This window comes from Flavobacterium sp. Flavsp81 (assembly GCF_059491325.1).
The window spans coordinates 804,537-818,231 of sequence record NZ_CP168505.1 but is presented as its reverse complement, the minus strand read 5'-3'; the positions used below and the strand labels follow the sequence as shown (position 1 = coordinate 818,231).

Here is a 13,695-nt window from a genome sequence, read left to right as displayed (position 1 = left end):
TTTTTTTATCTACAACACATTCGCTTTTTCATTTCATTTATTTTAGATTATTATTTGATAGTTTATCTTTTCGTTTAAATTATACTAATTCTATAGAACAAAAGTATATTAAAAAATATTAAGCCAAAAAGTTTAATTGTTTTTTTTGAAAAAAAAATATTAATTCAAAATTTAGATTACTAAATCCAAGTGAGTTAAGATTTATGGGATGTTTATATTTTGTAAGATTTTCTTAATAAAAAGAATCAGATAATGACAGCAGCTGGATATGCATTATTTACAGTGGTATTTTATAACTTTTATAAATGATTATATAAGCATAGATTTCGATATTTCAGGTAATTTTAATAAAATTTAAAACTTACAATTATGAAAACAAATAATCAAAATCCGAAGAGCAATATAAAAAGCGGTTCTGATAACCGAAGTGATACGAGGAAACATCAATATAGAGATCATGATGAAGTTTTAACAAACGATGAAAATTATGATCGTGATACTCATAAATTTAAAGGCAAAGAACCAGATTTCGATGATAAATTGAATAATGAAGAAGAAAAATAAAAAAAATGCCAGTTTAATTTAGACTGGCATTTTTTTATACAATGTAATATGGATAGGTTACAGAAAAATTATTTTGAAAAAAACTAAAATTAATTTCAAAATAATTAAACAACTATTGTGACCAAATAAAATAATACTATCTTAGTGATAATGGGTTTCCTTATTGTAGGATCATATTAATTTATAAATCATTATATGAAGAAAATTATTTTTTCAGCTTTTTTATATCTGACTTTTTTTTCTGCTGTGGCACAAAACTCAATTGTAAAAGACAGTACGGCAATGGATTCTGTAAAAAATATTAAGTTCAGCTACAAGCAACTTATTATTCCTACTGTTCTTATTGGCTATGGATTTTGGGGAATCGAGAGTGGACAGATAAAAAACTTCAATTTTCAAATACGTGATGAAATTACTGAAAATATTGATCGTAAAGTTTCAATTGATGATGTTTCCAGATATGTTCCCGCTGTTTCAGTATATGCACTTAATGCTTTTGGTGTAAAAGGGAAAAATAATATGAGAGACCGTTCTGTAATTATTGCTACTTCAACAATTATTACTGTTGGGACTGTTTTTGGATTAAAATCAGTTACCAATGTTGAAAGACCTGACGGAACTTCGAATGATTCTTTTCCTTCGGGCCATACGGCAATTGCATTTGCTGGGGCAGAATTCCTGTATCAGGAGTATAAGGATAAATCGGTCTGGTATGGTGTTGCCGGATATGCTGTTGCTGCCGGAACCGGAATTTTTCGCATGTATAATAACAGGCACTGGCTCACAGATGTAGCTGTAGGTGCAGGAATTGGTATACTCGCTACAAAAACAGCTTATTGGATGAATCCCTATATCACCGGAAAATTATTTGGCGAAAAGCAAACTAAATCGACATCTTTTATTGTTCCTTCTTATGATGGCAGGCAGTTTTTAATCTGTTATTCAAAAACATTTTAGTACGCTTTAAGGATATTACCTCTTCTTATTTCTGCTTTCTTTTTTATTTTGCTTTATCCTTTCATTTGCACCATCATCAATTCCGCGGCCTTCAGGCATTGGTTTGTATATTGAGCCTTCGGTATCAGGAACTTCAGGCCCCATCTCCATTTGATATTTTGGGAAATATTGGCACTAACCATTCGGTAAAAACGCGGAAATAATTAGCGATAAAAGACGATCCTTGTCCCTTCCACCCTATCGGAACTATTTTTTTTGGTCTTAAAGATTTTCTGAGGACTGATCAGGTTCATCCATGAGCAGCATTTTGGGTTCTGCTCCACTATAATTGGCGGCATGTCTCCACAAAAGCATATCTACAGCCCGTAGCTCAATAGTACAACTTTAATTTTATTATAACTATTAAGCCATAATTCCCGATTTAAAACTAAATCTAAACTTTTTTTGAATTTATTTTTATATGATTTTATACGACATCTTATAATTCATTCTACAGTTATTCAATACAATCTGCGTGTAAATTTGATAACAATTACTGATTTTTTTATAAGAGAAAAATTGGCTTTAGCTGTAATTTTAAATTCTAATTTTTTTAAAAATCAAGAATATGGAAATTATAAACAGCTACGGCAACGAACACAAATACTCTGTTTACAGTCAGCATAAAGATTTGCAAGACAACAATGACCCCCGTGAAAATGCCAACACCGGTGATTGGGACAAAGAGCGTGATGATGCCGGCACAGATCCTGACCGCTATGATCCGGATCAATTTGAAAAAGGGGGTAATGACAATTCGGGAGGCGCCGGAAGTTCCGGAAGCGCAGCGACAAACAGCTAGTAATAAAATTTACTAACCATGAATTAGTATCAATAAATAGTTTATTAACACAAATAAAATATTGAATTATGTCAACAGAAAATTATAATACTTACAATCAGGATGATCGTGATTATCACGCAGACCAAGCTATGAATTCTGAAATTATGGAGTTGAAAAAGCCTTTAGTTAACTCATATAATAATAATTCTTATAATAAACAATCTAAAACTGATCATTTAAATAATGATATATATACAAATGATAATAAGGATAATATATATGATCCCTATTTTTATAATGCTCTTATGACTCTGGATCTCCTTGATGAATTTAAAAATGATAATGATCCCAACAGAAGAACCCTGGATGAGGAAAAAGCGGATGAAGATGAAGATATTTCTGATGATGACGATATTGATCAGAAAGACAAATCGGATATCTAAAATTTAAATTTACAATCTAAGAAACTATACAATAAATGCATATGATGACAGATAAAAAAGAAAACTACGATCAAAACGAACGTATTTTCACAGAAGACAGCCAAAGCTATGTTGAGCAATACCAAAACGATCATTTAGGCGAGCAACAAACCCGGGATGAAGATCTGCGTGCAAGTGAAGATTTGAACTATCTGGACAATGAATTCTCCAATGCACTTGAGAGAGATGATGAAGAAGATCTTGAACAGGATTATGAACAAGATGATTTAGAAGAAGAAGATCTTGAACAGGATTATGAAGAAAATGATTTAGAAGAAGATCTCGACGATGACCTTGTAGAAGATTATGATGAAAATGACCGTGAACCTGAAACTTTTGCCGATGATGGAGAAAAGATAGATTAATGACCAAAGCATATTGATACAAACAGCTATATAGTTAATCTGGTACAATGAAAAGCCATTAAACATAGTGGCTTTTTATTGTCATAAAAGGTATTTATTCTAATCTTCCTTTCCTAATATTTAGAATTCTTCCGCCCAAAGTTCCGCCTGATAAACTAGTTAACTATTTGAATTAAAGCATAAATTTTGTAAATTTTTTAAAGTATTATATAAGTTCTTCATCGTTCAAAAATGGAAATTTGATAGAAAAAATTAAAATCTTTTTTTTTCAGATTAAAAATTTATACTATGATGAATCCCGTTACACCTTGGACAGCCACCGTACAGGCTGATATAGTGGACAGCAGCCGCATATTTGAAGCGGCAATGTCACGATACAAACTACAAATCTATAATGCCGGCGATTCTATATGGCTAACAGCCAATTGGCCTGATGCAGGAAGAATCGCATTCAGACTGGCTTTCGGAATGAACAGTGATTTTGAGGAAGTCACTGTAAATAAGACTACTGACAGCATTTTAATAAATGCTTCTACAAGATTAGGCGATTATTCCATTACCTTATCTTTCCCTAAAAGCCAGTCTGCAATGTTTCGTTACACTACTACTTTTAAAGCTGCTTTACCAATTTTAATTCCTTTTTGGCCTCGTGATATTGTGCCTTTAACAGCAGATGGAAAGGTAGAAAATACCTCAGGAATAATCCATACACATCAGGTTGGATCCAGATCCGGTCATATATTCTTTAGCATGACCAAACCAAAAAATGGTTCAGTATTCTATTTTCAAAATCTTACAGCAATGTCACCATATTGCGAGGCATCAGAAACTTCACTGTCAGAAACTGTAGGTGGCAGCTGGCCGGAAATAGGTTTTGAATTTCCTGTAAACCGCGAAAAACCAATTCCTTCGGATGTCGAATTTACAATTTCTGACGCTTTCGTAATCCTGGATGAAAATATTGTAAAAGAAGATGGTGAAGTGACATCACAGTTTTTGAATTATCTGGCTGCCATATATCCACATCTTCCAAAACCGGAACCAGCTTATCAGGATTGGCATAGTATTGCAGAAAATGTTCTGAATCAACTGCATATGAATAAGGGATGCTGGACAATGGTAAACAGTTCATCCTATCTTAATGCTTATGTGGGAGATTATAAAACCCCTGCAGAAATTATGGTACAGCTTGCAGTGCAGCTTCCGCTTCATGAATATCTTACCTGGTCAGATAAAACACATCAGCTGTACGATGATCTTAATAAAGGTCTTACCGATTTTTATGATGAGAGAATTAGCAGTATCGTAAGATGGCATCCCGCACTTGAAGATCAGCTGGACAAATCTGAAGAACAAAAACAGGAGATGGTAATGGATTCCTGGTATCTGCACCATCCACTTTTAAATCTTGCACGTCTGGCACATAGAGGTGATAAAATTGCCAAAAAACTTTTTCTGGATTCTGTAGATTATGCTATTAAAGTAGCACACCATTTTGATTATGAGTGGCCTGTTTTCTATAAAATGACAACATTAGAAGTTATAAAGGCAGAAACATCTCCCGGAAAAGGCGGAGAAAAAGATGTGCCCGGATCCTACGCTCATGTTATGCTAATGGCCTATAAATTAACTAATGAAAAACGTTTTCTCAATGAAGCTGTCAAGGCATTAAAAAGCCTCGAAGGTCTGGCATTCGACATTTTTTATCAGGCGAATAATACGGTGTTTACTGCGGGAGCATTAGTAGAATTGTATAGGGAAACCCATGATGAAAAATACCTCAAACTTAGCTACTGCTGCCTTGCCGGAGTATTTAAAAACGTACAGCTGTGGGATTGCAATTATGGATATGGGAAAAACTTCCCTAACTTCTTTTCAGTTTTCCCTTTAAATGATGCGCCTTATACAGCAGCATATGAGGAATTTGAAGTATATGCCGCTTTACATCATTATATGGAAGTAACGGATGGAATTGATATTCTCCCTTCATTAAAAATATTAATACCGGAGTTTATTAAATATGCTGTTGGCAGATTAGCTTTTTATTATCCGCCATTACTTCCTGCAGATATGATTGCAGAGGAAATAAAAACCGGAGAAGTTCAAAAAGATCTATGGGTTCCTTTAGAAGACATACATGACGGATGGGAAAAATCCGGAGAAGTTGGACAGGAAGTTTATGGAGCCGGCGTACCATTTGGAGTTGTTTCACGACAGTACTTTATGCTTAAAGATATTAATGCAATGGGATTTATCAATTATCCCGCTGTGAATTTTAAATTCAGAAAAAACACTTTTACTTTCCAAATGAACGGCGACCCAAAATTTAAAGCATTATTGACATTATCTGGACTTTCTAAGGCTAAAATTTCAAAAGTAAAAGTTGAAGTTAAAAATAAATTGAGATATGGTGAGATACCAATTCAAAATTCTAATCAATTTGAGTTTCCCGGTGATTCTAAGGTTCGGATTAGCTGGGAAAATCTTTAAAATTGATAATAATTCTTATCGAATAAATTATGGATGATAAAATGACAGCGGCAGTAAAGACCGCAAAAGGTGATTTTTCAATTTCTGAAGTAGAAATTCCTCAATTGCAAAAGCAAGATTGGGTATTGGCACGAGTAAAAGTGGCCGGAATATGCGGGACAGACCTTCGTCATTGGAAAAAAGAAGATCCACATTTGGAATGTAAAATAATGGGACATGAACTCTCCGGAGAAGTTGTGAGTGTTGGTCCTGAAGTTACTAATGTTAAACCCGGCGACAGAGTTGTAATTGAAACAGTATTGGGTGATGACAGTTGTGAGTGGTGCAATATACAACAGTATAACCTCTGTCCTGAACTATATAAGGTACGTATGGAAACGATATCACAGGCCTTTGCACAATACGTCAGCGGACCAGCTAAGAAATTCTACAAACTGCCTGACCATGTGAGCTTTGAAGAAGCAGCTTTGCTTGATACCTTTTCTGTTGGATTACATGCAATTCAGTTAAGCGGACTCAAGCTTAATGATAAAGTAGCTATTATTGGTTCCGGTTCAATTGGACTTGGGCAATTGCAGCTTGCAAAAATAGCCGGTGCCGATGCAATTGTCTTTGATATCGTAGATTCTTCATTGAGATTAGCAAAAGAGCTTGGAGCAGATGTCGTCGTAAATACCAAAAATGAAGACGGTTATAAAAAACTAATGGAATTTACCAATAACCGTGGTGCTGATATTACGTTTGAATGTGCCGGCGGAACTGCCATGCAAATGACACTGCCTTTAGCAACAGATTTTACAAGAATTGGTGGTAAAGTTGTCATTTTAGGCGGATTTGATCCCGGAAAAACAACCACAGACCTTGAATGGCAGCGCATACAAAAAGGCGAGATAAAACTGATTCCAAGCGCTAGTTATTCGTATTGGGATATTTATCCTGAAATGCAAATTTGCTTAGACCTTTTGGCGAAAGGTAAACTAAATGCAAAAAAAATGATTACACATAGCTTTCCAATTGAAGAGATAAATACTGCTTTTACAGTAGCTCGGGATAAGGAACATTCAGATGCCTTATTTGTAGCTCTCACCATAACATAAAAAAAAGGAGTAATAAGCACTGAAGTTTAATTTAAAATACAGAAAATATGCTTGCAATGAATTATCGCGGACCGCACAGGGTCCGTATCGATCGCGATAAACCCATACCCGAAATCATTCATCCGGATGATGCAATAGTACGTGTGCTTCGTTCTTGTATTTGCGGTTCCGACCTTCACCTCTACCACGGTCTTGTTCCCGATACTCGTATTGGATCGACCTTTGGGCATGAATTTATTGGGGAAATTGTCGAAATAGGATCGGGAGTAGAAAAAGTAAAAATAGGAGATCGTGTCATGGTACCGTTTAATATTTCATGTGGAAAATGTGCTTTTTGCCGTCAGGAATTATACGGTAACTGCCATGAGTCGAACCCTGAGGCTACTGCTGTTGGGGGTATTTTTGGATATTCGCATACAGCAGGAGGTTATGATGGAGGTCAGGCGGAATATGTGCGTGTTCCATATGCCAATGTGGGACCTGTTGTAATTCCGGAATGGATGGATCCTGATGATGCCGTATTGCTTACTGATGTTGTTCCGACAGGTTATCAGGCAGCAGAAATGGGAGGTATTCAGCTTGGAGACACTGTTGTTGTTTTTGGCGCAGGACCAATCGGAATAATGGCTGCGAAATGTTCCTGGCTCTTTGGTGCAGGCCGTGTCATTATTATAGACCATATCGATTATCGCCTGGAATTTGCCGAAAAATATGCTCAGTGCGAAGCCTATAATTTTAATGCTATTGGAGATCCTGTTGTCTTTTTAAAAACCATTACAGATTCTTTTGGTGCTGATGTATGTATTGATGCAGTCGGATGCGAAGCTGCAGGAAATCTGATGAATACCATTACAGGACGCAGACTTTTGCTTCAGGGTGGTTCTACAACAGCATTGCACTGGGCAATAAATGGTGTTAAAAAAGGTGGAATCGTTTCGATTGTCGGAGTGTATGGACCAATTGATAGTTTGGTTCCGATAGGTAATGTAGTGAATAAAGGAATTACCATTCGTGCTAATCAAGCCTCTGTAAAACGTCTTCTGCCCCGACTTATAGACCATGTGCAATCTGGAATTCTTAATCCGAAAGGACTTATTACACATAGAATTCCTTTAGAAGAAGTATCCGAAGCTTATCATATATTCTCTTCAAAACTGGATAATTGTATTAAAACTGTTTTAATTCCGCCAACTGCGGTTAATTAACTTAAAGACTTATATTATGATTACAGATAAAACAAGTCCTGAAGATTTTGTAAATGCAAGACAGGGCAAATACAGCCACATTAAGGGTTGGGGAATAGATGCAAACGTAAAAAACGACCCTACTTATCCCATCAAAAAAAGAAATAATGACGAACACAAAGGATATTCCTGGGAACGTCCTGCTCTTCAGGAGGAAACCGTCGAAATACTAAAATCAGTAGAAAGGCCTAATCTTTCTGCCGTATATGGAACATCAAAACCACCGTCAGGATTAAGCGGAATTATACGCCGAATAGCTTATAAATTTAGTGAATCAAGCTATGGCCGCTGGCTTCCACTTATTCTTGCAGACCGTATAAATTTGATGGAAGGTGTTATAGATGATTTTTCTAAAGGTCAAATTCCTAATATTCCTAAAGAAATTGGATTAAAATCCGAATGGAAATACAACAGAGAAGAATTTTTAGTAAAAACTGCTGCCGGAATCCTAATTACCGGAGCAGTTCTAATGCTTCTTTTTTCGTCTGATCAAAAACATAAACAAAGTGAATCATAAATTATTATTAATTAAAACTTAGAAACTATGAAAATGATTGACACCAAAACTCATGGATATATAGACTATATCATGGGAATTTTTCTAATTGCTTCGCCATCTTTATTCAATTTAAACATAAATGGTATTGAAAGCACAATATTCTATATTGCAGGTGTTGCTGTAATATTTTACAGTTTACTGACAAATTATGAATTAGGGCTCATAAAAATAATTCCGATGAAAGGACATTTAATATTAGATATTCTTTCGGGAGTTTTTCTGGCAGCTTCGCCCTGGATTTTTGATTTTGCAAATATCGTATATGTACCTCACCTGATACTTGGTATTTTAGAAATTGGTGCGGCATTTTTGACAAGTTCGAAACCAAGAATAGAAATAAAAATATAATAAATTCAATAATTAAGCTGTCTTCGGGCAGCTTAATTTTTTTGTTCGCGACAATTCTTTTCTCTAAATACAGAAGTCTAAAATTTCCTCAAAAATAGAGTTCTTACCTACTATTAAACTGCGAAACAATCAATTGGAAACATAATATTGTGTAATATTTTGATACAATTTTATAAAGCATAGTTAATAAATAAATTGAAATTTGTAAAAGAAAATCAGGTTGTTATTTAGTTACTTTATGGAAATAATAAACGAATATTGGCAGAAAACGGCACACGCGGCAATGGCATTTTGGCCACATCTTTTATCCGCAGTTATAACTCTTGTAATAGGAATAATTATTATAAAGGTTTTCAAAAAAATCATGACACAGCTTATCGATAAGAAACGATTCGATAACACTCTTCTTAAGTTTGTCATGGATGTGCTGATCTGGACATTTCGGGCATTACTTTTTGTGAGTGTTATTACCAAACTTGGCGTCGAAACTTCTGTTTTCGTGGCTGCAATAGGGGCTGCAGGTCTGGCAATTGGACTTTCACTCCAAGGGTCACTGTCAAATTTTGCCGGTGGTTTGCTGATTATCCTTTTTAAACCGCTTCGTGTAGGCGATTATATCGAAGCACAAGGTGAATCCGGTACTGTTGCGGCGATATTTATCTTTAGCACAAAAATAATCACACCAAGCAATCAATCAGTATATATGCCCAATGGTCCTTTATCAAACGGCATTATTCGAAATTTTTCGAAAGAAATGCTTCGTCGAACAGATATTACATTAAGTGTTAACCATAATAGCGAACTTTCTCAGGTTAAGTCCGTAATTCTGGATGTCATAAAATCAGACGAGAGAATACTAAAAACTCCTGAGTCTCTGATCTTAATTAAGGATTTAACTGCTGAAGCTATGCTTATATCTGTGTTTGCCTGGACTTCTAATGCTGACTATGGATTTGTAGTTTCCGATTTTTTTGAAAACATTAAAAAAGCCTTTAAAGAGCAGCAAATTGATATTCCAGCTCCTAAGCGGGAAATAATCATTGAACAAAAAATTAGTGATAATTCATTAGAAAATAACTCAAAAAATAAAGCTGCCTGCTAAGACAGCTTTATTTTTTTACCGGCTCTTTCATTTGCCATCATATTTAGGATCAATATCCGATTTGGAGTGGGCGGAATCATTCTGTTCTAATTCATCCGGGAAATTTGTATCGATATCATTTCCACTCTCTGACGATCCTAAATCCTCTTCCTTTTCTTTATTGGGACCTTTTTGTTCATCCGGACTAAAATCCCCTGATCCGCTGTATTGATTTCTTGCATCAAATCCCTGATCAGCGGCTTGATTGTCTTCCGGAGAGCTTTTTTCCTGATTTTCCATAATTATTTTATTTAATTTTTATCCTCAGCATCATGACCTTCAAGCTTTACAAGCTTATTGTAGAGACCCAGCAATAAAAATGGAGCAGCCCACTGCCCTACAAATAATGCAGTATGTCTTTTTCCCAGAAACTTCAGGGTAAGTGATGTTCCCATGGCAGCCAGTGAGGCATACAAAAATAAATCCGATGGCAATTTTGAAGTTTGTTCTTCAATAGCTTTGGCAGTAGTACCTTCTTTTTTTTCGTTTTCTAATAACATAACATTTTTCTTTTAAAATTAATTCTCGAAAATTAAGGCAACTATAGCAGGACTTTTTACAGAATTTAAATCAAAACTTACAATATTTATGCAGTACATCCACGTTATCAGTGTTATAGTAAGAGTTTGTAAATAAAAATAAACGGCTTTAAATTTTAATAATATACTTGCAAATCCGCTGGTATATTTGAGATTTTTTTGCTAAATTGGAAATATGAAAACAAATCCGGATGTAATAATTATTGGGGGTGGTCTGGCAGGTTTGACAGGAGCAATACATCTGTCAAAAAAAGGATTAAAGATAACCTTAATCGAAAAATCCGAATATCCGCGTCACAAAGTATGTGGAGAATATATTTCTAATGAAATTCTGCCCTATCTTCTTTGGCTTGATATAGATGTCTCACAACTGGGTCCCGAAAAGATTTCCACATTTGAATTTACAACACAAAACGGCAAAATTGCCAGAGCAAAACTTCCTTTGGGCGGTTTTGGCATTAGCAGATATGCTCTGGATCATGTTTTATATCAGAAAGCATTATCAAATGGCTGTACCATCCTAAAAGAAACAGTTACTGATATTTCTTTTGTTAACGATGAATTTTCAGTTACAACGCCCAATCAAATTTTATCGGCTAAATTAGTATTAGGGGCTTTTGGCAAACGTTCTAATATCGATCAGTTTTTAGTACGGGATTTTATCACAAAAAAATCACCATGGCTGGCGGTAAAGGCACATTATTCCGGTAATACTCCTAACGATGTCGTAGCGTTGCATAATTTTAATGGTGGCTATTGCGGCGTTTCAAAAGTAGAAAACGATATTATAAACATTTGTTATCTGGCAGATTACGCTACTTTCAAAAAATATAAAAATATAGAAGAGTACCAAAAAAATGTACTTTATAAAAATAAGCAGCTAAAATCAGTTTTTGAAAATTGTGCTCTTTTATTTGACAAACCACTTACGATTAGTCAAATCTCTTTTGATAAAAAACAGCCTGTCGAAAATCATATATTAATGATTGGAGATTCTGCCGGTCTTATTCATCCTATGTGCGGTAACGGTATGGCAATGGCAATACACAGTGCAAAAATAGCATCAGAAATGATATTGGATTATTATATCGGAGAGACAGGATCACGCCAAATGTTAGAAAAAAAATATGCAAAACAATGGAAAAAACATTTTGGCAGAAGATTATTAACAGGCAGACTTTTATCGCAAATCCTAACCAATAAAACAATTACGAATGCTTTCGTTGGAATAGTTGCAGCAATGCCTGCGTTACTGTCTCAAATAATCAAACAAACACACGGAAAACCCATAGTAGTCAATTAAATGTCAATAAATACAAAATACAGAACACAGGAAACGGAAATAATGGATGATTTTGCGCTTCAGGGAAGGGAATTAAGGGCTGCACTTGATCAAATTGCCCGTATTAACCAGCTTTTAGGCGGTAATAATCTGACTTTAAACGGAATCAAAAAAATAATAAAAAGATCCAATATTTCTAAACAGATTGTAATTGCAGATGTAGGATGCGGCAATGGCGATATGCTGCGGATGCTGGCTGATTATGGATTAAAAAACAATCTCAATTTTAAACTAATTGGTATAGATGCCAATGCTTTTACTGTAAATTATGCCAAAACATTATCAAATGAATATTCAAATATTGAGTATTTGTGTTTAGATATTTTTAGTGAAGATTTTTCTGCTCTTCAATATGATATTGTTTTATGCACTCTTACCCTGCACCATTTTACTAATGAACAAATATTAAATATAATTACTATCTTTAATAATAACTCAAGCATAGGCATTGTTATCAATGATTTGCACCGCAGTAAATTGGCTTACAAGCTTTTTAAAATGATCTGTATGCTATTCAATTTGAGTAAAATGTCCCGTGAAGATGGTCTGGTTTCTATTTTAAGAGGATTTAAAAAAAATGAACTGGAGGAATTCTCCAAAAAACTGAATTTAAAAAACTATACCATAAATTGGAAATGGGCTTTTCGTTACCAATGGATAATTGCAAAAATATGAGTGTCAAAATAATAACCGTTGTTAAGCAACTACCACAATATTCAAGAACAACAGAAGAAATACTTCCGCTTTTGGATGGCTGGTTGGCTGGTCAGGATGAACGCTTTATAAAAAAAGTAAAAAAAATATTTGAAGGTGCAACGGTAAACAAACGGTACTCGATCATGGAGCCGCTGGAGGTTTTTACAGCAACATCGTTTGAAGATAAAAATGATATTTACAGCCGTGAAATGATTATTTTAGGCGAAAAAGTTTTAGAAAAAGCACTTTCAAAAGTAAACTGGGATCCGCAAAGCATCGATTATATTATTACCGTAAGCTGTACGGGAATTATGATCCCTTCTTTAGATGCATACCTGATCAATAAAATGAATCTTAGACAGGATATTGTGCGTTTACCAGTTACAGAAATGGGTTGTGCCGCAGGAATATCGGGTATTATATATGCCAAAAACTTCCTTAAAGCGAATCCCGGTAAACGTGCTGCGGTTATTGCGGTAGAATCACCTACGGCAACCTTTCAGCTGGATGATTTTTCGATGCCTAATATTGTGAGCGCTGCGATCTTTGGAGATGGTGCCGCCTGTTGTCTTTTATCATCGTACGAAGAAGATAAAGGCCCTGAAATACTCAACGAGCAAATGTATCATTTTTATGATGCTGAACATATGATGGGTTTTAAGCTTACCAATGGTGGTTTGCAAATGATATTGGATGTAGAAGTTCCGGATACGATTGCCGCTAATTTTGGAGCTATTATCCATCCATTTCTGAAAGAAAATAATTTAGAAATCAAAGATATCGATCATATGATATTTCATCCCGGAGGCAAAAAAATAGTCACCACAGTTGAATCTTTGTTTGCTGGTCTGGGGAAAGACATTGACGATACAAAAGAAGTACTAAAACAATACGGAAATATGTCCAGCGCTACCGTACTATATGTGTTAGAACGCGTTATGGACAGCAACCCAAAGTCAGGGGAAAAAGGACTGATGCTTAGTTTTGGCCCCGGATTTTCGGCGCAAAGGGTTTTATTACAATGGTAATTATTAGATAAAAAACAAAT

General features: G+C 35.1%; 17 protein-coding genes. 14 read left to right on the top strand and 3 right to left on the bottom strand.

What is annotated here, in order from left to right:
• Positions 1-369 precede the first annotated feature (369 nt).
• Together ACEN92_RS03535 and ACEN92_RS03530 are read left to right on the top strand one after the other, a co-directional pair.
• Positions 370-564: a hypothetical protein gene (locus ACEN92_RS03535; RefSeq protein WP_495640993.1), complete on the top strand. Its 195-nt coding sequence runs from the start codon at positions 370-372 to the stop codon at positions 562-564.
• A 195-nt stretch (positions 565-759) separates the two neighbouring features.
• Positions 760-1,521, top strand: a complete 762-nt coding sequence (locus ACEN92_RS03530; RefSeq protein WP_495640992.1) for a phosphatase PAP2 family protein — start codon at positions 760-762, stop codon at positions 1,519-1,521.
• Positions 1,522-1,536: 15 nt separating this feature from the next.
• Here ACEN92_RS03530 and ACEN92_RS03525 read toward each other — a convergent pair whose 3' ends face one another.
• Complete coding sequence (locus ACEN92_RS03525; RefSeq protein WP_495640991.1) at positions 1,537-1,671, bottom strand: hypothetical protein; 135 nt, start codon at positions 1,669-1,671, stop codon at positions 1,537-1,539.
• 457 nt (positions 1,672-2,128) lie between these two features.
• On the opposite strand from ACEN92_RS03525, the gene ACEN92_RS03520 reads away from it, so the two are divergent.
• From ACEN92_RS03520 to ACEN92_RS03480, 9 genes are all read left to right on the top strand, one after another.
• On the top strand, positions 2,129-2,362 hold the full coding sequence (locus tag ACEN92_RS03520) for a hypothetical protein (RefSeq protein ID WP_495640990.1): 234 nt from the start codon (positions 2,129-2,131) through the stop codon (positions 2,360-2,362).
• A gap of 68 nt (positions 2,363-2,430) precedes the next feature.
• Positions 2,431-2,787 carry a hypothetical protein gene (locus tag ACEN92_RS03515; protein WP_495640989.1) on the top strand — a complete coding sequence of 119 codons (357 nt, stop codon included), beginning with the start codon at positions 2,431-2,433 and terminating at the stop codon, positions 2,785-2,787.
• Positions 2,788-2,822: 35 nt separating this feature from the next.
• Positions 2,823-3,191 carry a hypothetical protein gene (locus ACEN92_RS03510; protein ID WP_495640988.1) on the top strand — a complete coding sequence of 123 codons (369 nt, stop codon included), beginning with the start codon at positions 2,823-2,825 and terminating at the stop codon, positions 3,189-3,191.
• 288 nt (positions 3,192-3,479) lie between these two features.
• Entirely contained in the window at positions 3,480-5,681 is a 2,202-nt protein-coding gene (locus ACEN92_RS03505; protein WP_495640987.1) for a hypothetical protein, read from the top strand.
• 29 nt (positions 5,682-5,710) lie between these two features.
• Positions 5,711-6,778, top strand: coding sequence for a zinc-dependent alcohol dehydrogenase (locus ACEN92_RS03500; protein WP_495640986.1), 1,068 nt, complete (start codon positions 5,711-5,713; stop codon positions 6,776-6,778).
• A gap of 47 nt (positions 6,779-6,825) precedes the next feature.
• Positions 6,826-7,983, top strand: coding sequence for a zinc-dependent alcohol dehydrogenase (locus ACEN92_RS03495; protein ID WP_495640985.1), 1,158 nt, complete (start codon positions 6,826-6,828; stop codon positions 7,981-7,983).
• Between the two features lie 16 nt (positions 7,984-7,999).
• The gene (locus ACEN92_RS03490) at positions 8,000-8,539 is read left to right on the top strand and encodes a hypothetical protein (protein WP_495640984.1); all 540 of its coding nucleotides are present in this window, start codon (positions 8,000-8,002) and stop codon (positions 8,537-8,539) included.
• A 27-nt stretch (positions 8,540-8,566) separates the two neighbouring features.
• Positions 8,567-8,929 (top strand): SPW repeat domain-containing protein, encoded by a 363-nt coding sequence (locus ACEN92_RS03485; protein WP_495640983.1) that lies wholly within the window; start codon positions 8,567-8,569, stop codon positions 8,927-8,929.
• A 238-nt stretch (positions 8,930-9,167) separates the two neighbouring features.
• A complete protein-coding gene (locus ACEN92_RS03480) occupies positions 9,168-10,031 on the top strand; it encodes a mechanosensitive ion channel family protein (protein ID WP_495640982.1) in 864 nt (287 codons plus the stop codon).
• A gap of 27 nt (positions 10,032-10,058) precedes the next feature.
• Here the strand turns inward: ACEN92_RS03480 and ACEN92_RS03475 are convergent, their stop codons facing one another.
• Positions 10,059-10,310, bottom strand: a complete 252-nt coding sequence (locus tag ACEN92_RS03475) for a hypothetical protein (RefSeq protein ID WP_495640981.1) — start codon at positions 10,308-10,310, stop codon at positions 10,059-10,061.
• Positions 10,311-10,321: 11 nt separating this feature from the next.
• A complete protein-coding gene (locus ACEN92_RS03470; RefSeq protein WP_495640980.1) occupies positions 10,322-10,570 on the bottom strand; it encodes a hypothetical protein in 249 nt (82 codons plus the stop codon).
• A gap of 214 nt (positions 10,571-10,784) precedes the next feature.
• Here ACEN92_RS03470 and ACEN92_RS03465 point away from each other — a divergent pair, with 214 nt between their 5' ends.
• From ACEN92_RS03465 to ACEN92_RS03455, 3 genes are read left to right on the top strand one after another with little or no spacing between them, the layout of a single operon-like run.
• Complete coding sequence (locus ACEN92_RS03465) at positions 10,785-11,912, top strand: NAD(P)/FAD-dependent oxidoreductase (protein ID WP_495640979.1); 1,128 nt, start codon at positions 10,785-10,787, stop codon at positions 11,910-11,912.
• Positions 11,913-12,626 carry a methyltransferase domain-containing protein gene (locus ACEN92_RS03460; protein ID WP_495640978.1) on the top strand — a complete coding sequence of 238 codons (714 nt, stop codon included), beginning with the start codon at positions 11,913-11,915 and terminating at the stop codon, positions 12,624-12,626.
• On the top strand, positions 12,623-13,675 hold the full coding sequence (locus ACEN92_RS03455; protein WP_495640977.1) for a type III polyketide synthase: 1,053 nt from the start codon (positions 12,623-12,625) through the stop codon (positions 13,673-13,675). The genes ACEN92_RS03460 and ACEN92_RS03455 overlap by 4 nt, the downstream gene beginning before the upstream one ends.
• The last annotated feature ends 20 nt before the right edge of the window (positions 13,676-13,695 follow it).

Excerpts from the sequence above, each read along its gene's own strand:
- ACEN92_RS03500 (WP_495640986.1), top strand. The coding sequence starts at position 5,711 with ATGGATGATAAAATGACAGCGGCAGTAAAGACCGCAAAAGGTGATTTT.
- ACEN92_RS03490 (WP_495640984.1), top strand. The coding sequence starts at position 8,000 with ATGATTACAGATAAAACAAGTCCTGAAGATTTTGTAAATGCAAGACAG.
- ACEN92_RS03535 (WP_495640993.1), top strand. The coding sequence starts at position 370 with ATGAAAACAAATAATCAAAATCCGAAGAGCAATATAAAAAGCGGTTCT.
- ACEN92_RS03460 (WP_495640978.1), top strand. The coding sequence starts at position 11,913 with ATGTCAATAAATACAAAATACAGAACACAGGAAACGGAAATAATGGAT.
- ACEN92_RS03495 (WP_495640985.1), top strand. The coding sequence starts at position 6,826 with ATGCTTGCAATGAATTATCGCGGACCGCACAGGGTCCGTATCGATCGC.
- ACEN92_RS03505 (WP_495640987.1), top strand. The coding sequence starts at position 3,480 with ATGATGAATCCCGTTACACCTTGGACAGCCACCGTACAGGCTGATATA.
- ACEN92_RS03465 (WP_495640979.1), top strand. The coding sequence starts at position 10,785 with ATGAAAACAAATCCGGATGTAATAATTATTGGGGGTGGTCTGGCAGGT.
- ACEN92_RS03470 (WP_495640980.1), bottom strand. The coding sequence starts at position 10,570 with ATGTTATTAGAAAACGAAAAAAAAGAAGGTACTACTGCCAAAGCTATT.
- ACEN92_RS03475 (WP_495640981.1), bottom strand. The coding sequence starts at position 10,310 with ATGGAAAATCAGGAAAAAAGCTCTCCGGAAGACAATCAAGCCGCTGAT.
- ACEN92_RS03530 (WP_495640992.1), top strand. The coding sequence starts at position 760 with ATGAAGAAAATTATTTTTTCAGCTTTTTTATATCTGACTTTTTTTTCT.
- ACEN92_RS03480 (WP_495640982.1), top strand. The coding sequence starts at position 9,168 with ATGGAAATAATAAACGAATATTGGCAGAAAACGGCACACGCGGCAATG.
- ACEN92_RS03455 (WP_495640977.1), top strand. The coding sequence starts at position 12,623 with ATGAGTGTCAAAATAATAACCGTTGTTAAGCAACTACCACAATATTCA.
- ACEN92_RS03525 (WP_495640991.1), bottom strand. The coding sequence starts at position 1,671 with ATGGAGATGGGGCCTGAAGTTCCTGATACCGAAGGCTCAATATACAAA.
- ACEN92_RS03515 (WP_495640989.1), top strand. The coding sequence starts at position 2,431 with ATGTCAACAGAAAATTATAATACTTACAATCAGGATGATCGTGATTAT.
- ACEN92_RS03510 (WP_495640988.1), top strand. The coding sequence starts at position 2,823 with ATGCATATGATGACAGATAAAAAAGAAAACTACGATCAAAACGAACGT.
- ACEN92_RS03520 (WP_495640990.1), top strand. The coding sequence starts at position 2,129 with ATGGAAATTATAAACAGCTACGGCAACGAACACAAATACTCTGTTTAC.
- ACEN92_RS03485 (WP_495640983.1), top strand. The coding sequence starts at position 8,567 with ATGAAAATGATTGACACCAAAACTCATGGATATATAGACTATATCATG.